Origin of the sequence: Streptomyces bottropensis ATCC 25435 (assembly GCF_000383595.1) — a bacterium.
In the GTDB taxonomy this organism is placed as follows: Bacteria; Actinomycetota; Actinomycetes; order Streptomycetales; family Streptomycetaceae; genus Streptomyces; species Streptomyces bottropensis.
Genome location: NZ_KB911581.1, coordinates 6,692,071 through 6,708,391, shown reverse-complemented (window position 1 = coordinate 6,708,391; position 16,321 = coordinate 6,692,071). Strand labels below are relative to the sequence as shown.

The window sequence follows — 16,321 nt, the reverse complement described above, 5'->3', positions numbered from 1 at the left end:
CAAGGGCGGTGGTGGGGCGGGGAAAAGCACGGGGCGCGGCCCCTGCTTTTCAGGGGCGCGGGGAACTGCGCGAGGAGCCCCCACCGGACCCGCACCCGCAGACGAAACCGCGCCCTCGACCCGTCACGCGCCCCATTCCGCCATCCGGACACGAGTTGCGGCGCGCCGATCACTTCACGTACGTTCCTGATCAGGTCATGAGTGACAGCCCTAAGCCCCGGCTGGCTGTCCGGCAACCCTCCGTCGTGGCGGGGTGCCCCGGGTGAAGACCGGGCCGTAGGCAGCGAGGTCTACGGCAAGCGCGGCTTCGAGGGAGTCTTCCGTGAGCAAGCGAATGCGATAGGGCCGCCGAGCCCCGCCTCCGCGCACCCTTTTCTCTTTTCTCCGCATGCCCTCCTTCGGCATGCCCCTCACGGGAGTTCGCCATGTCTGTCTCCACCCTTGCCGCCGACCGTGCCGTCTGTGCCCCGCTGCCCGTTCTGGGCCGAGATGTCACCGTCCCCCTCGTCACCGGTGGTGAGGTCACCTACGCCGCCCTCGACTACGCCGCCAGCGCCCCGGCCCTGCAGCGCGTGTGGGACGACGTGGCGGCGTACGCGCCCTACTACGGCAGCGTCCACCGCGGTGCCGGCTACCTCTCCCAGCTGTCGACCGACCTCTTCGAGAACGCCCGCACAACCGTCGCGGAGTTCCTCGACTGCCGGGCCGACGACCAGCTGATCTTCACCCGTTCGACCACCGACTCCCTGAACCTCCTGGCCGCGGCCCTGCCCGCCGACTGCCAGGTCTTCGTCTTCGAGACCGAGCACCACGCCTCGCTGCTGCCCTGGCGCGACGCCCGGGTGACCTACCTGGACGCGCCGCGTACGCCCGGGCAGGCCGTGGCCACCCTGGTGGCCGCGCTGGCCGGACGTGACCCGCACGGGCCGGCGCTGGTGTGCGTCACCGGTGCCTCGAACGTCACCGGGGAGATCTGGCCGGTGCGCGAACTGGCCGCCGCCGCGCACGCGCACGGCGCGCGGATCGTGCTCGACGCCGCCCAGCTGGCGCCCCACCACCCCGTCTCCGTGCAGGAGCTGGACGTGGACTGGGTCGCCTTCTCGGGGCACAAGCTGTACGCGCCGTTCGGGTCCGGCGTGCTCGCCGGGCGCGCCGACTGGCTGCGTGCGGCCGACCCGTATCTCGCGGGCGGCGGCGCCAGCCGCAAGGTGACCCGCCGGACGGACGGCGGCGTGGACGTCGAGTGGCACGAGAGCGCCGCGCGCCACGAGGCCGGCTCGCCCAACGTCATCGGTGTTCACTCCATCGCCTCCGCCTGCAAGGCCCTCACCGAGGCCGGGTTCGACACGCTGGTCGCCCGGGAGCGGCATCTGATCGACGCCGTACGGGCAGGGCTCGCCGAGGTGCCCGAGGTGCGGACCCTCTCCCTCTTCGGGGACGACGCCCCGCGCGTCGGCGTCCTCTCCTTCGTCGTCGAGGGCTGGAACAGCTCCCACTTCGCCGCCGCCCTCTCCGCCGAGTACGGCATCGGCGTACGCGACGGCCTCTTCTGCGCCCACCCCCTCGTCCGCACCCTCCTCGGCAGCGACCCGCAGAACCAGGGCGAGTGCGGCGCGCCCGAGGCGGCGCCCGGCGAGCGCTCCCTCAACGCGATCCGGGTGAGCTTCGGCGCGGGCACTCCCGACGAGCACGTGGAGCGCTTCGTGCGCGCCGTGAAGGAACTCGTACGGAACGGCGCGAAGTGGAACTACCGCACGGAGAACGGCCGTTGCGTCCCGGCCGTCTGACCCGAACGGGCTGATCCCCCGGCGTGTCCCCGACGTGGGTGCACGGGGTGCGGGCGCTGCGCCAGAAGGACCCTCGGCGGGAACGGCACGCACACCGCACGGGTCGTCGACGCGGACACCGAGGGCGAGCGGCCGTGGACGGCCACGGAGTCCGTCGACGGGCCGAACCTGCGCGACGCCGTCCTCGACCGAGGGCGTCGCGGCCGTCGACCTCCCCGACCGACCCCCGCCGCAGCGGCCCGCGTGAGAGGCCCCTAGCCGTCCAGCCCGATGGCGAAGGCCGCCTCCAGGTCGTGCTGGGAGTAGGCGCGGAAGGCGACATGGGTGTCCGTGCCGAGGACGCCCGGGATCTTGCTGATACGGCCGGGGATCACGTCCGCGAGGTCCTCGTGCTCCTTCACCCGCACCATGGCGACCAGGTCGTACGTGCCGGTCACGGAGAACACCTCGGTCACCGAGTCGATCGCGGCGATCGACTCCGCGATCTCCGGGATCCGGTCCACGCTGGTCTTGATGAGCACGATCGCGGTGATCACGGCTGTTTCTCTCCCTCGGGGGCCGGAGCAGGGACGTGTCCTGACGCGTCCGCTGGCGGTTTCACTCTAGCCCCACGCCCGAAACGCCCCCACGCGAAGACGAACCCCAGTGCGAACCCGACCAGGTGCGCCAGATAGGCGACGCCCGGCCCCGAGGTCTGCCGCCCCGCCGCCAGCCACTGCAGGCTCACCCAGAACGGCAGGGTCACCCATGCCGGGAAGCGCAGCGGGAGGAAGAAGAGGAAGGGCAGGAGGCTCGTCACCCGCGCCCGCGGGAACAGGTACAGGAACGCGCCGAGGACCGCGGAGATCGCCCCGGAGGCGCCGACCAGGGACTGCGGCGACCCGGAGTGGGCCGCCGCGTACGCCACCAGCGCGAGGTAGCCGCAGCTCACGTAGAACAGGGCGAACGCCACCCGGCCCATGCGTTCCTCGGCCATCGCCCCGAAGACGAAGAGGAAGAGCATGTTGCCGAGGAGGTGCAGCCAGCTGCCGTGGACGAAGAGCGCGGTGAGGGGGGTCAGTGCCGCGCGCGGAGTGCCGTCGAAGAGTTCGACGGGGACGACGCCCCAGCGATGGAAGTACGCGCGCTGCGCGGCGAGCAGTTCGTCCCCGGTGCCGTACGCGGGGTTGAGGCCCGCAGCCGGTCCGATCAGGAAAATCGCACAGCAGGCGGCGATCAGCCCGTAGGTGACGGGCGCCGACTCGTTCCGTACGGCCCGGGCGGCCGGGGCGATCCACTTGCCGATCATGCGCAGAGCATGACGTAACGGGACCCACTCGCACAGACCGCCTCGCCGCCCGCGCGCATCGCCCGCGCCGCCGGAGCCGATCGGCGCCGCCGCCGTGGGCGAACGGGCGTCCGGTACCGGTCAGGCCGTAGGGTTACGAGCCACAAGCACCGGGACGTCGGCGCTTCACGGAGACTGGAAGAAGGAAGAGCAGCCACGATGACGGTTCCCCTGCCGACGGACACGACCCGCTGGCGCTGCACGCTCTGTGGCAATCTCACGCGGTTCGACGTGACCCGCTCGTCGAAGGTCGTCGAGTACGTGCACCTCGACCTCGCCGGGCAGCCCAAGGTCGAGGAGCGCGAGGTGGTCAGTGAGACCATCGAGTCGGTGCGCTGCCGCTGGTGCAACGCAGTGGACCAGGTGGAACTCGTGGACAGGCCGGGCGCCGACTCCTGAGGGAGCCGGTCCCGCACGGACAGTGGGGTGACGGATGGTGGAGACCGCAGGCGGGGGGCCGGGCGACGGCGCCGCCGAGGTGCTCGACCGCCCGCTGCCCGAGGGCGTGCGCAAGCGGGTCGTGCAGATCGTCTCGGACGGGTTCGGCGGCCTGACGGTCGCCGAACTGCCCGCACAGCTCAGGCAGTACGCCCGGTTCACCCCGACCCGTCGGGTGAAGTTCGCCGGGAACGCGATGGCGGCCGCCGTGGAGAGCGACACGCTGTTCAGACAGCGGATCGGGGAGCGGTTCCGGGAGGCCCACCCGGAGCTGTCCGGCGCCCTCGACACGGGCACGCCGCCGCCGGCCGCTGACCCGCTGGACGTGGCGGCCGCGGCCTATGTGCTGCGCCCCACGGGCTGGGTGAAGCTGGTCGCCGCCGCCGGCGAGGAGGCCCTGCGGGCGGACGCCGAGCGGGCCGACGAGGAGAGCCGTGCCGAGCTGGAGCGGCTGCGCGAGCAGCTCGCCGAGGCCCGTGGTCACACGAAGTCCGAGACGGAGCGGTTGCGCGCGGAGCTGGAGGCGGCCAAGAAGGAGGCCGACTCGATGCACCGCAAGCTCCGGGCCGCCCTCAGCGACGTCAAGCGGGGCGAGGCCGCCCTGCGCAAGCTGCACGCCGAGATGGAGACCGTACGCGCCGAGGGCCACGCCCAGGTGTCCGCCGCCGAGAGCGAGAGCCGGCGGCTCAAGGCCCGGCTCGGCGAGGCGGAGACCGCCCTGGAGGCCGCCCGGCGGGCCGCCCGCGAGGGCCGCAGCGTCGAGGACATGCGGGTACGGCTGCTGCTGGACACCGTGCTGGAGGCCGCCCAGGGGCTGCGCCGCGAGCTGGCGCTGCCGCCGGTCTCCGTACGGCCCGCCGAGACCGTCGACGCGGTCGAGCCGGGGCGGATGACCCCCAAGGACATCGCCGCCCGCGCGCTGTCGGAGAACGACCCGGCGATCCTGAACCAGTTGCTGGCGCTGCCGCAGGCGCATCTCGTCGTCGACGGCTACAACGTGACCAAGACCGGCTATCCGCAGATGCCGCTGGAGAAGCAGCGCCTCAGACTCCTCGGGCAGCTCTCCCAGCTCGCCGCGCAGACCGGCGCCGAGGTCACCTGCGTCTTCGACGGGGCCGAGCTGGCCGCGCCGGTGCTGCTCGCGCCGCCGCGCGGGGTGCGGGTGCTGTTCTCCAAGCCGGGTGTCACCGCCGACGAGTTGATTCGCCAGCTGGTGCGTGCCGAGCCGCCCGGCCGGCCGGTCATCGTCGCCTCCACCGACCGGGAGGTCGCCGACGGGATCGCGAAGGCGGGTGCCCGCCCGGTGGCGTCCGCGGTGCTCCTCAAGCGGCTTACCTGAGCTTTCGACACCGTCCGCCCCAACAGCAACAAACAGGCCCTATGCCCGAATTGACCGAAACGTTGCGCGACGTAGCGTCAACCGAGCATTACCGCATGTGCGTTGAGTGTAAATTGTGCGCCCTGGGACGGGATTTTTCCTGTGGGGGATTTGAAGTGATCACCGTTGGGTCACTAGGGTCTGGGCTCAAACCTCTGAACGGGTGATCGTCGCCGGAGTCCCCGCCGGCCGGTCGCTCACATGAAGGAGTTCACCTACCGTGGCGTCCCACCGTCGACTCAAGCAGCCGAGCCGTGCGCGCGTGACCGTGCTCACCACCGCCGCCGCCGCTGCCGTGGCCCTGAGTGCGCAGGCCGCCAACGCCGCGCCCGCGGAGAAGCCGAGCAAGGACGAGGTCAAGACCAAGGTCCACAAGCTCTACGAGGACGCCGGGCGGGCCACCGACAAGCTCAACGGGGCCGAGGAGAAGCAGGAGAAGCTCGAAAAAGAGATCTCCACGATCCAGGACAACGTCGCCAAGGGCCAGGAGGAGCTCAACGAACTGCGTGAGGGCATAGGCCTGGCGGCCAGCGCCCAGTACCGCTCGGGCGGCATCGACTCCTCGATCCAGCTCTTCCTCTCCGCCGATCCGGACGAATACCTGGACAAGGCCGCCACCCTCGACCAGCTGACCAGCCAGCAGGTCGAGGCGCTGAAGAAGATCCAGGACAAGCAGCGCACACTCGCGCAGCAGCGCCAGGAGGCCACGGAGAAGCTGGAGGACCTCGCGGACACCCGCGAGACCCTGGCCAAGAAGAAGAAGGAAGTCCAGAGCAAGCTGGCCGCCGCGCAGAAGCTCCTCAACTCCCTGACGGCCGAGGAGAAGGCCGATCTGGACGAGCAGGAGACCCGCGCCAGCCGCGACGCCGGGGACCGCGTCGAGCTCGGCGACGAGGCGCCCGCCTCCAGCTGGGGCGCCGCCGCCCTCGCCGCCGCCGACACCCAGCTCGGCAAGCCCTATGTCTCCGGCGGCAGCGGCCCGAACTCCTACGACTGCTCCGGGCTGACCCAGTGGGCCTACGCCCAGGCCGGTGTGTCGATCACCCGGACCACGTACACGCAGCAGAACGACGGCACGAAGATCGGCCGCGACCAGCTGATGCCGGGCGACCTGGTCTTCTTCAACAACCTCGGCCACGTCGGCCTCTACGCGGGCAACGGCATGGTCATCCACGCCCCGTACCCGGGCAAGGTCGTCCGCTACGAGTCGATGAGCACCATCGGTTCCTTCCAGTTCGGTGTCCGCGTCGCCTGACGCCCTCCCGCCTGATCAGGGCCGACCGTCACAGAACGTGACGGTCGGCCCTGTTTTTGTTCAAGATCAGGACACAGGGCCGCCCGAACGGGCGAATTCCCGTGCCTCGCGCTGACCCCTTTCCCCGCTGGTGACCTGGGGCCCCAGCCCGGACGTCACGCTGTGTGGCCGCCGAGGTCTTTGGCTGGGACACGGTCGCGCGGCTACTGTCGGCCGCGCTTCCCTCACCCGCCGTGAGCGCGCCCCCTCCGGGTCGCCGTCCGGCCCGGGGGAGGGCCCTGTCCGTCGTCGAAGGGAGTGCGGCTTCCCGTGGTGTCCCACAGTCGCCTTGTACCGTCCGGGTTCGACCGGGGCGCGGCCGCCGCCCTCGGTGTGCTGTCCGCCGCTGCCGCAGCCCTCGGCGCCATCCCCCTCCAGCAGGCCGCCGCCGCGCCGCACCACACCATCCGGGCCGAGGTGGACCGGCTGTACGAGGAGGCCGAGCGGGCCACCGAGGCCTACAACAAGGCCGACGAGCGCGCCGACGAGCTGCGCGACCAGGTCGGTATCGCGCAGGACTCGATCGCCCGGCAGCAGGACCGCGTCAACGTCATGCGGGAGTCGCTGGGTTCGCTCGCCGGAGCCCAGTACCGCTCCGGCGCCCTCGACCCGTCGATCGCGCTGCTGTTCTCCGACGACCCGGACGACTACCTCGACACGGCCGCCGCCCTGGACCGCATCAGCGTCCACCAGGCGGGCGAGCTCCACGACCTGCGGCAGTCCCTGCGTGAACTGTCCCAGGACCGTGCGGAGGCCCGCGGCAAGCTCACGGAGCTGGAGAAGAGCCGCAAGGCCGTCGCCCGGCACAAGCGGGTCGTCGAGGGGAAGCTCGCGGCGGCCCGTCGGCTGCTCAACTCCCTCACGGACGAGGAGCGTGCCGAGTACGACCGCGCCTCCCGCTCCACCGGCCCCGGCCGCACCGACATGCCGGACCCCTCCGGCGCCGTCGCCCCGAACGGCCGCGCGGCCGCCGCCGTCGCCGCAGCCCGCTCCGCCCTCGGCAAGCCGTACGTGTGGGGCGCCACCGGCCCGCACGGCTTCGACTGCTCGGGTCTCATGGTCTGGTCGTACGGACAGGCCGGCGTCGGGCTGCCGCGCACCTCGCAGGCCCAGCGGTACGCGGGCACCCAGGTCCCGCTCTCGCAGGCCCGGCCCGGCGACATCGTCACCTACCGGCCCGACGCCAGCCATGTCGGCATGTACGTCGGCAACGGCCAGGTCATCCACGCCCCCTACCCGGGCGCCCCGGTCCGCCACGACCCCGTCGGCATGATGCCGATCGCCTCGGTCACCCGTCCCTGACCGGCGCCGGGTCCCGGCCGCCGACGGCCGGTGACCGGGGCCCCGTACGATCGGGAACGTGGCTGGCCGAAGGCGCACGACGCGTGCGGGGTCCGGAGTGCTCCCGGGCCCCGGACGTGTTCTCCCGGCGGCCGCGCTCGCCCTCGCCCTCCTCGCCGGCTGCGGCGGGCCGGCGGCGCCCGACACCGCCCGCTCCGAGGTGCTGCGGATGCTCGACCGACGGGCCACGGCGGTCCTGGAACGGGACGGGGCGGCCTACCGCGCGACCGAGGCGGCCGGCGCCGCCTCCGGCCGACTGGCCACCGGGGAGGCCGAGTTCACCAACCTCCGCGGCCTGCCGCTGGCCTCCTGGTCGTACGACCTCACCGCCTTCCACCGCTCCGGCGACCGGGCCACGGCCGAGGCCGCCCTCCGCTACCGGATACGCGGCTACGACCGGGCGCCCGTCACCGCCGTACGGACGCTGACCCTCGTCCGGGACGACGACGGGGTGTGGCGGGTCGCCGCCGACGAGCCCTCGAAGGAGGGCACCGAACAGCTGTGGGAGCAGGGGCGGATACGGGCCGTGCGCGGGGCGCGGAGTCTGGTGCTGGGGGTGGGACGGTCGGTGGCGGACCTGCGGGCCTACGCGGCGCTGGCGGACCGGGCCGTGCCCGCCGTCACCGAGGCGTGGGGCGAGGACTGGGCGCGGCGGGTCGTGGTCGTCGTCCCCGAGTCGCTGGAGGAGATGGCGGGGCTGCTGGGGGCGCCGGCCTCCGGGTACCGGGGGATCGCGGCGGTCACCACCGGGGAGACGGGGGGTTCGGCGAGGGCGCCGGCGGACCGGATCGTCGTCAACCCCGACGCGTACGCGCTGCTCGGTGACTTCGGCAAGCAGGTCGTCCTCACCCACGAGACGACCCACGTCGCCACCCGCGTCCACACCGACACCTCCACGCCCCTGTGGCTCTCCGAGGGCTACGCGGACTGGGTCGGCTACCGAAAGGCCGGCCGTACGGCGTCCGAGGTGGCCCCCGAACTCGAGCGCGCCGTCGCGGAGGGCCGGGCCCCGAGCGCCCTGCCCGCCGACGCCGACTTCGGCTTCTCCGGCGACTCCGGCGGGCTCGCACGGGCCTACGAGGGCGGGTGGCTGGCCTGCCGCATGATCGCCGACCGCTGGGGCGAGGGCCGCCTCGACGCGTTCTACCGGGCGGTGGGCGCGCACGGCGGGCGCGGTGGGGCGGTGGAGGGGGCGCTGGAGGAGGTGTTGGGGACGACGGTCGAGGACTTCACGGCGAAGTGGCGCGAGTACGTACGGGCCCAGCTGCGCTGAGGCCTGGGTGCGGGGGGTTGGATCGTCGGCCGCGGGTCGGTGGGGGTTCTCGCGCAGTTCCCCGCGCCCCTGGAAGGCCGGGCTGCGCCTCGGGCCCTGGGTTTTCAGGGGCGCGGGCCCTGGGTTTTCAGCCCGCACCTGAGCCGCACCCGGACGACGACCGCGCCAGGGGGCGGTTCAGGTGCCCAGGGGTTCCTCCGTGCGGGAGGGCGGGTCCGGCAGGGGGCCCGGGGCGGGCCGGGGGACCGTGTCCTGCCACAGTTCGTACGCGGCGAGGAGGCCCGCGGCGACGAGCAGGCCGTTGCGGACGAACAGGAGGGTCACGCCCAGCCAGTCGCTGGCGACGACGTGGGCGAACCAGATCGGGAACTCCAGGACGGTCACGAAGGACGCCACCAGGACCATGACCGCGGGCACTCCCATACGGCTCGCCCGGAAGCAGAGGCACACCGCGGCGAGACCGACCAGCCACACCATGTACTGGGGGCTGATCACCCGGCTCGTGGCCGTGAACATCAGCACCGCCACGAACGCCGCGTCCGCGAGCGTGTGCGCCGCGAACCGCCGGGCCCGCACCCGCCACAGCAGCAGCCAGGCGAACGCCACCCCGCTGAGCAGCAGGGCCGCGTCGCTGACCGTGTCGACGTGGGCGCCGAGGAACTCCACGGAGCCGTAGTTGAGCAGCACCTCGCCGTCCCAGCCGAAGTGCCGGGCCACATGCAGCACGAGGGCGCCCAGCGACTCCACCTCGGTGCCCCGCTCGCGCTGGAACGTCAGGAAGGCGAAGGCACCGGGCATGGAGAGGGCGAAGAGGCCGGCCACCACGAGACCGGTACCCGCCGCCCACGCCCAGGCGGCGCGTCCGCGGACGCCCAGGAGCAGCAGCGCCGGCCAGACCTTCAGCAGGGCCGCGAAGGCCGTCAGCGCCCCCATCGCGCGCGGATGGCGGCTGCCCGCGAGCAGGGCCGCCACCGCCACCGCCGTCACCATCACGTCGTAGCGGGCGTACGCGGTCGGGCCGAGGAGCGGAAGGCCGACCACCCACACCCGGGCGCCGCGCCCGGACCCGCCGGGGCGGGCGCCCGCGTACAGGAGCAGCGCGAGCACCACCAGGTCGGCGAGGAACGCGAGGACGAAGAACGCCGACGCGTAGTCCAGGAAGGGCAGCAGCGCGGGGGAGAGGATCGCGAGGGCGGCGGCGGGCGGGTACTGCCAGGTGACGTCGTCCAGGGGATACGTCCCGGTGCGCAGGGTCTCGTACCACCCCCGGTAGATCACCGAGACGTCACCGGTGACGTCGGGGCCCGGGAAGACGTACACCTTGAAGACGAACAGCAGCAGCACAAGCCGGGTCGCGCCCCAGAGGGTGAGCAGCCCGAACGGGAGCCGGCGAGAGCCCGTCATGTCCTTCTGCGCCACGTGAGTCCCTGTCCGTCCGCGCCGCGTTCAGCGCCGCGTTCCGCGTCTGTGAGGGACATGATCCCCCGCCGGCCTGTGAAGCGGCCGTCAAGCGTGGCCGGGGCGGGCGGTGGCCGGGCCGGGCGGTGGCCGGGGCGGTGTGGCTGTGCCTGCGGACAGCCGGCCGGAAGCGGTTCGGTAGGGTCGGCGGCGATGCACAAGACCCTGATCGTGACCAACGACTTCCCGCCCCGGCCCGGCGGCATCCAGGCGTTTCTGCACAACATGGCGCTGCGGCTGGACCCCGAGCGGATCGTCGTCTACGCCTCGACCTGGAAGCGGAGCCACGAGGGCGTCCGGGCGACGGCCGACTTCGACGCCGAGCAGCCCTTCACCGTCGTACGCGACCGGACGACCATGCTGCTGCCGACGCCCGCCGTCACCCGCCGCGCGGTCTCACTGCTGCGGGAGCACGGCTGCACGTCGGTGTGGTTCGGCGCGGCGGCCCCGCTCGGTCTGATGGCCCCGGCGCTGCGCCGGGCGGGCGCGGAGCGGCTGGTGGCCACCACGCACGGCCACGAGGCGGGCTGGGCCCAGCTGCCCGCCGCCCGGCAGCTGCTGCGGCGGATCGGCGAGGGCACGGACACGATCACCTATCTGGGCGAGTACACCCGCTCCCGGATCGCCACGGCCCTCACCCCCGACGCGGCCGGGCGGATGGTCCAGCTGCCGCCCGGTGTCGACGAGAAGACCTTCCACCCGGGCTCCGGCGGCGCGGAGGTCCGGGCCCGGCTCGGGCTCACCGACCGCCCGGTCGTCGTCTGTGTCTCGCGGCTGGTGCCGCGCAAGGGGCAGGACACGCTGATCCGGGCGATGCCGGGCATCCTGGCGAAGGAGCCGGACGCCGTGCTGCTGATCGTCGGCGGCGGACCGTACGAGAAGGAGCTGCGCGGGCTCGCCCGCGAGACCGGGGTCGCCGCGTCCGTCCGCTTCACCGGCGCCGTCCCCTGGGCCGAGCTGCCCGCCCACTACGGCGCCGGCGACGTCTTCGCCATGCCGTGCCGCACCCGCCGGGGCGGTCTGGACGTGGAGGGGCTCGGGATCGTCTACCTGGAGGCCTCCGCGACGGGTCTGCCGGTGGTGGCGGGCGACTCGGGCGGCGCCCCCGACGCCGTGCTCGACGGCGAGACCGGCTGGGTCGTACGGGGCGGCTCCCCGACGGACGCCGCCGAGCGCGTCGTCACCCTCCTCGGCGACCCGGAGCTGCGGGCCCGCATGGGACAGCGGGGGCGGGAGTGGGTGGAGGAGAAATGGCGCTGGGACCTCTTGGCGGAAACTTTGAAAACCCTGCTGTAGCCCCGTGACGGCACGGGCAACCGCGCGACCAGCCACAGGACGACCGGAACTCGTCTTTCGAGAGCGACCGGCGCCCCGGTAACGGCCGCCGGTCGGACGCGGCCTCTAGTCGGAGTCCGATAATCCGCACATGCTGCGCACATGACAGCAAAACTGATGCAGCGTCAGCTGACGAGACGTCACATACTGGGTATGGCCGCGCTCCAGACCGCGGCCACCCTCGGCCTCACCCGTATCGGCCTGCAGTCCGCCCGCGCGGCCGAGCCCGACGCGGTCGACAACGCCCCCGCGATCGTCATCGGCTCCGGCTACGGCGCCGCCGTGGCCGCCCTCCGCCTCGGCCAGGCCGGCATCCGCACCCTCGTGCTGGAGATGGGCCGGGCCTGGACCACCCCCGGCGCCGACGGCAAGATCTTCTGCTCGACCAGGGAACCGGACGAGCGGTCCATGTGGTTCAAGACCCGGACCGAGGCCCCGCTCGCCACCTTCCTCTGGCTGGACGTCGTCAACCAGGACATCAGCAGCTACCCCGGCGTCCTGGACCGCGTCCGCTACGCCAACATGTCGGTCTTCCTGGGCCGGGGGGTCGGCGGCGGTTCCCTGGTCAACGGCAGCATGGCCGTCACCCCGCTCCAGTCCTACTTCGCCGAACAGTTCCCGACCGTCGACACCGCCGAGATGTACTCCACGTACTTCCCGCGCGCCCGCTCCATGCTCGGTGTCAACACCATCGACCCCGCGTGGTTCGAGTCCACGGAGTGGTACCGCTTCAGCCGGGTCTCCCGGGCCCACGCCGAGAAGGCGGGGCTGAGGACCACCTTCGTGCCGAGCGTCTACGACTTCGGCCACATGCGGCGCGAGGCCGCCGGCACCGCGCCGAAGTCGGCCCTCGCCGGAGAGGTCATCTACGGCAACAACCACGGAAAGAAGAGCCTCGACAAGACCTACCTCGCCGCCGCCCTCGGCACCGGCAACGTCACCATCCACACCATGGAACGGGCCCGGGGCATCCGCCGGCTGAGCGACGGGACGTACGTCGTCACCGTCGACCGGATCGACGACACGGGCGCCGTCGTCGAGACCAAGGAGTACGGCTGCACCTATCTGTTCCTCGGCGCGGGCAGCGTCGGCACCACCGAACTCCTCGTCCGTGCCCGGGCGAAGGGGACCCTCCCCGCGCTCCACGCCAGTGTCGGCGCCGGCTGGGGCTCGAACGGCAACGTGATGCTCGGCCGGGCCAACCACCTGTGGGACACGGTCGGCGCGAACCAGTCGACCATGCCGGTCATGGGCATCGACGACTGGGCCAACACCGCCAATCCCGTCTTCGCCGAGATCGCCCCGCTGCCCACCGGCCTCGAACACTGGGTCAGCCTCTACCTCGCCATCACCAAGAACCCGGAGCGCGCCTCCTTCACCTACGACGCCGCGAGCGACTCGGCGAAGCTCGGCTGGAGCGCCGCCCAGAGCGCGGTCTCCTCGTCCATGGCCAAGAAACTCTTCGACCGGATCAACTCCGCCAACTCCACGATGTACCGGTACGACCTGTTCGGCTCGTCCAACAAGGTGTTCGCCGACGACTTCACGTACCACCCGCTGGGCGGCTGCGTGCTCGGCAGGGCGACCGACGACTACGCAAGGGTGAAGGGGTATTCGAAGCTCTACATCACCGACGGCTCGCTGGTGCCCGGCTCGATCGGGGTGAACCCGTTCGTCACGATCACCGCGCTCGCCGAACGCACGATGGCGCGGATCCTCGTGGAGGACACCGCGCCATAGCCTCGTACGTGTGTGACTACTTCTGATAGATCGCCTCGATCTCGTCCGCGTAGTCCTTCGCCACCACGTTGCGCTTGAGCTTCAGGGACGGCGTCAGGTGGCCCGACTCCTCCGTGAACTGGGAGGACAGAATGCGGAACTTCCGCACCGATTCCGCCTTCGACACCGCGGCGTTGCCGTCGTCGATCGCGGCCTGCACGGCCGCGTTCAGATCGGCGTCCGCGCTCAGCGACGCCGCGGTGGAGCCCGCGGGCTTGCCGTGCTCGGTGGCCCAACGGCCCAGGAACTCCTCGTCGATGGTGACCAGCGCGCCCACGAAGGGCCGCCCGTCGCCCACCACCATGCACTCCGCGACCAGGGCGTGCGCCCGGATCCGGTCCTCGATCACGGCCGGGGCGACGTTCTTGCCGCCCGCGGTGACGATGATCTCCTTCTTGCGGCCCGTGATGCTGAGATAGCCGTCCTCGTCGAGGGTGCCGATGTCGCCGGTGTGGAACCAGCCGTCGGCCAGCGCCTCCTTCGTCGCGCCCGGGTTGTTCCAGTACCCCTGGAACAGGTGCTCGCCGTGCAGCAGCACCTCCCCGTCGTCCGCGATCCGGACGACGGAACCCGGCAGCGGCTGCCCGACCGTACCGATCTTCTGGCGGTCCCAGGGGTTGAACGCGGTCGCCGCACAGGACTCGGTGAGGCCGTAGCCCTCCAGCACCGTGAAGCCGATGCCGCGGAAGAAGTGGCCGAGGCGCTCACCCAGCGGGGCGCCGCCGGAGATCGCGAACTCGCCCTTGCCGCCGAGCACCGCCCGCAGCTTGCTGTAGACGAGCCGGTCGAACACCTTGTGCTTGATCTTCAGACCGAGGGCCGGACCCGACGGGGTGTCCAGCGCCCTGCTGTACGCGATCGCGGTGTCCGCGGCCTTGTCGAAGATCTTGCCCTTGCCGTCCGCCTGCGCCTTGGCCCGCGCCGAGTTGTAGACCTTCTCGAAGACCCGCGGCACGCCGAGGATCAGCGTCGGCCGGAAGGAGGCCAGCTCGTCGGTGAGGTTCTTGATGTCCGGTACGGTGCCCAGCTTGATCGGCGCCATCATCGGCGCGACCTGCACGAGCCGCCCGAAGACGTGCGCGAGCGGGAGGAACAGCAGGACCGAGCACTCGCCCGTACGGAACAGGGGCCGCAGCCGCTCCACCACGTTCCCGCACTCGGCGAAGAAGCTGCGGTGGGTCAGGACGCAGCCCTTCGGGCGGCCCGTGGTGCCGGAGGTGTAGACGATGGTGGCCGGGTCGTCGGCCTTCGCGATCGAGCTGCGCTCCTCGACGGCGTGATCGGAGACGTCCTGGCCGAGGCGGCCCAGCTCCTCCACCCCGCCGCCCTCGATCTGCCACACGTGCTTCAGCGCCGGCAGCCCCTCGCGCACCGACTCGACGGCCGCCGAGTGCCCGTCCAGCTCCGTGATCATGGCGGTCGCGCCCGAGTCGGCGAGGATCCACTGCACCTGCTCCGGCGAGCTGGTCTCGTACACCGGCACGGTCACCGCGCCGGCCGTCCAGATCGCGAAGTCCAGCAGGGTCCACTCGTAGCGGGTACGGGACATCAGCGCGACCCGGTCGCCCGCCTGGACCCCGGAGGCGATGAGGCCCTTGGCCGCCGTGCGTACCTCGGCCAGGAACTGGACGGCGTTCACGTCCTGCCAGGCGCCGTCCACCTTGCGGGCGATGACGGCGACATCGGGGTGCTGCGCGGCGTTTCTACGGACGATGTCCGTCAGATTGCCGTCCGTCGGGACCTCGTACAAAGCCGGAAGGCTGAACTCGCGCAAGACTGCTGCTCCTCATAGGGCGCCGGCGCCACGACTCTGTGTGTGCTGCGACGGTGCGGTCCAAGGGCGGGAGAGCGCTCAGGTCCGCCTTTGTTCTTCGTTCCTGGTGGTTGAAAACCTGAGCACAACTGGACTGCCCGGACGTTACCCGTCGGTATGGCCTCTACGCGAGGGGGGCCGGGCGAGATGTTCTTCGCGTCACACGTGGGGTTCTCCCGAGCAGAATAATCCCCCAACTTACTGACTGGCCAGTAACCGCACGTCCGACCGGCTCTGTTCACGTATGCCGCACACGCCTACGCTTGATCGCCATGGCACGCACACCGGGCGGTAAAGACAGGACGCGCATTCACGTGGTCAGCGACGTGCATGGCAACGCGACGGACCTGGCCAGGGCGGGTGAGGGTGCGGACGCCCTGGTGTGCCTGGGCGACCTGGTCCTCTTCCTCGACTACGCCGACCACTCCCGCGGCATCTTCCCCGACCTCTTCGGCGCCGAGAACGCCACGCGGCTCGTGGAACTGCGTACCGCCCGCCGCTTCGAGGAGGCGCGCGAACTCGGGGCCCGGCTCTGGGCGGGTGTCGAGGAGGACCGCTCCGCCGTGATCGAGGAGGCCGTCCGCAAGCAGTACGCCGAGATGTTCGCGGCGTTCCCGGTCCCGACGTACGCCACCTACGGCAATGTCGATATGCCGATGCTGTGGCCCGAGTACGCCGGCCCGGGGACGACCGTGCTGGACGGCGAACGCGTGGAGATCGGCGGACGGGTCTTCGGCTTCGTCGGCGGCGGGCTGCGCACCCCGATGCGGACGCCGTACGAGATCAGCGACGAGGAGTACGCGGCCAAGATCGAGGCGGTGGGGGAGGTGGACGTGCTGTGCACGCACATCCCGCCGGAGGTTCCCGAGCTGGTGTACGACACGGTGGCACGCCGCTTCGAGCGGGGGAGCCGGGCGCTGCTGGACGCGATCCGCAGGACCCGTCCCCGGTACGCGCTGTTCGGGCACGTCCACCAGCCGCTGGCGCGGCGGATGCGGATCGGGACCACCGAGTGTGTGAACGTGGGGCACTTCGCGGGGACCGGGAAGCCGTGGGCGCTGGAATGGTGAGCCTTGGCAGGCGGTAGCCTTCACGCTG

At 71.9% G+C, this 16,321-nt stretch carries 13 protein-coding genes and 1 riboswitch; of the genes, 9 read left to right on the top strand and 4 right to left on the bottom strand.

Translation table 11 applies throughout. The annotated features are described in order from the left end of the window. Window positions 1–193: 193 nt before the first annotated feature. Window positions 194–308: riboswitch (SAM riboswitch) on the top strand. A gap of 117 nt (window positions 309–425) precedes the next feature. Then, on the top strand, window positions 426–1,787 hold the full coding sequence (locus STRBO_RS0129900; protein ID WP_005478312.1) for an aminotransferase class V-fold PLP-dependent enzyme: 1,362 nt from the start codon (window positions 426–428) through the stop codon (window positions 1,785–1,787). Window positions 1,788–2,041: 254 nt separating this feature from the next. Here STRBO_RS0129900 and STRBO_RS0129895 read toward each other — a convergent pair whose 3' ends face one another. Both STRBO_RS0129895 and STRBO_RS0129890 read right to left on the bottom strand, forming a co-directional pair. Continuing rightward, entirely contained in the window at window positions 2,042–2,323 is a 282-nt protein-coding gene (locus STRBO_RS0129895; protein WP_005478309.1) for an Lrp/AsnC family transcriptional regulator, read from the bottom strand. Beyond that, complete coding sequence (locus STRBO_RS0129890; RefSeq protein ID WP_005478304.1) at window positions 2,320–3,075, bottom strand: rhomboid family intramembrane serine protease; 756 nt, start codon at window positions 3,073–3,075, stop codon at window positions 2,320–2,322. The genes STRBO_RS0129895 and STRBO_RS0129890 overlap by 4 nt, the downstream gene beginning before the upstream one ends. A 198-nt stretch (window positions 3,076–3,273) precedes the next feature. Here STRBO_RS0129890 and STRBO_RS0129885 point away from each other — a divergent pair, with 198 nt between their 5' ends. The 5 genes from STRBO_RS0129885 to STRBO_RS0129865 all read left to right on the top strand — a co-directional run bounded on the left by STRBO_RS0129885 (window position 3,274) and on the right by STRBO_RS0129865 (window position 8,838). After that, complete coding sequence (locus STRBO_RS0129885; protein ID WP_005478302.1) at window positions 3,274–3,513, top strand: hypothetical protein; 240 nt, start codon at window positions 3,274–3,276, stop codon at window positions 3,511–3,513. Window positions 3,514–3,547: 34 nt separating this feature from the next. Then, window positions 3,548–4,891, top strand: coding sequence for an NYN domain-containing protein (locus tag STRBO_RS0129880; RefSeq protein WP_005478301.1), 1,344 nt, complete (start codon window positions 3,548–3,550; stop codon window positions 4,889–4,891). Between the two features lie 259 nt (window positions 4,892–5,150). Further along, a complete protein-coding gene (locus STRBO_RS0129875) occupies window positions 5,151–6,185 on the top strand; it encodes a C40 family peptidase (RefSeq protein WP_020115270.1) in 1,035 nt (344 codons plus the stop codon). A 309-nt stretch (window positions 6,186–6,494) separates the two neighbouring features. Beyond that, a complete protein-coding gene (locus STRBO_RS0129870; protein ID WP_020115269.1) occupies window positions 6,495–7,526 on the top strand; it encodes a C40 family peptidase in 1,032 nt (343 codons plus the stop codon). Window positions 7,527–7,623: 97 nt separating this feature from the next. Beyond that, on the top strand, window positions 7,624–8,838 hold the full coding sequence (locus STRBO_RS0129865; RefSeq protein ID WP_005478298.1) for a hypothetical protein: 1,215 nt from the start codon (window positions 7,624–7,626) through the stop codon (window positions 8,836–8,838). Between the two features lie 177 nt (window positions 8,839–9,015). Here STRBO_RS0129865 and STRBO_RS0129860 read toward each other — a convergent pair whose 3' ends face one another. Then, a complete protein-coding gene (locus STRBO_RS0129860) occupies window positions 9,016–10,242 on the bottom strand; it encodes a glycosyltransferase 87 family protein (RefSeq protein ID WP_028796921.1) in 1,227 nt (408 codons plus the stop codon). Window positions 10,243–10,449: 207 nt separating this feature from the next. Here STRBO_RS0129860 and STRBO_RS0129855 point away from each other — a divergent pair, with 207 nt between their 5' ends. Further along, entirely contained in the window at window positions 10,450–11,592 is a 1,143-nt protein-coding gene (locus tag STRBO_RS0129855) for a glycosyltransferase family 4 protein (protein WP_005478294.1), read from the top strand. Window positions 11,593–11,733: 141 nt separating this feature from the next. Continuing rightward, window positions 11,734–13,371, top strand: coding sequence for a GMC oxidoreductase (locus STRBO_RS0129850; protein WP_483414623.1), 1,638 nt, complete (start codon window positions 11,734–11,736; stop codon window positions 13,369–13,371). 16 nt (window positions 13,372–13,387) lie between these two features. Here the strand turns inward: STRBO_RS0129850 and STRBO_RS0129845 are convergent, their stop codons facing one another. Then, on the bottom strand, window positions 13,388–15,184 hold the full coding sequence (locus tag STRBO_RS0129845) for an AMP-dependent synthetase/ligase (protein WP_028796920.1): 1,797 nt from the start codon (window positions 15,182–15,184) through the stop codon (window positions 13,388–13,390). A 353-nt stretch (window positions 15,185–15,537) separates the two neighbouring features. Here STRBO_RS0129845 and STRBO_RS0129840 point away from each other — a divergent pair, with 353 nt between their 5' ends. Beyond that, window positions 15,538–16,293 (top strand): metallophosphoesterase family protein, encoded by a 756-nt coding sequence (locus STRBO_RS0129840; protein ID WP_005478289.1) that lies wholly within the window; start codon window positions 15,538–15,540, stop codon window positions 16,291–16,293. Window positions 16,294–16,321: the final 28 nt, after the last annotated feature.

Excerpts from the sequence above, each read along its gene's own strand:
- STRBO_RS0129860 (WP_028796921.1), bottom strand. The coding sequence starts at position 10,242 with ATGACGGGCTCTCGCCGGCTCCCGTTCGGGCTGCTCACCCTCTGGGGC.
- STRBO_RS0129890 (WP_005478304.1), bottom strand. The coding sequence starts at position 3,075 with ATGATCGGCAAGTGGATCGCCCCGGCCGCCCGGGCCGTACGGAACGAG.
- STRBO_RS0129900 (WP_005478312.1), top strand. The coding sequence starts at position 426 with ATGTCTGTCTCCACCCTTGCCGCCGACCGTGCCGTCTGTGCCCCGCTG.
- STRBO_RS0129850 (WP_483414623.1), top strand. The coding sequence starts at position 11,734 with ATGACAGCAAAACTGATGCAGCGTCAGCTGACGAGACGTCACATACTG.
- STRBO_RS0129885 (WP_005478302.1), top strand. The coding sequence starts at position 3,274 with ATGACGGTTCCCCTGCCGACGGACACGACCCGCTGGCGCTGCACGCTC.
- STRBO_RS0129880 (WP_005478301.1), top strand. The coding sequence starts at position 3,548 with ATGGTGGAGACCGCAGGCGGGGGGCCGGGCGACGGCGCCGCCGAGGTG.
- STRBO_RS0129855 (WP_005478294.1), top strand. The coding sequence starts at position 10,450 with ATGCACAAGACCCTGATCGTGACCAACGACTTCCCGCCCCGGCCCGGC.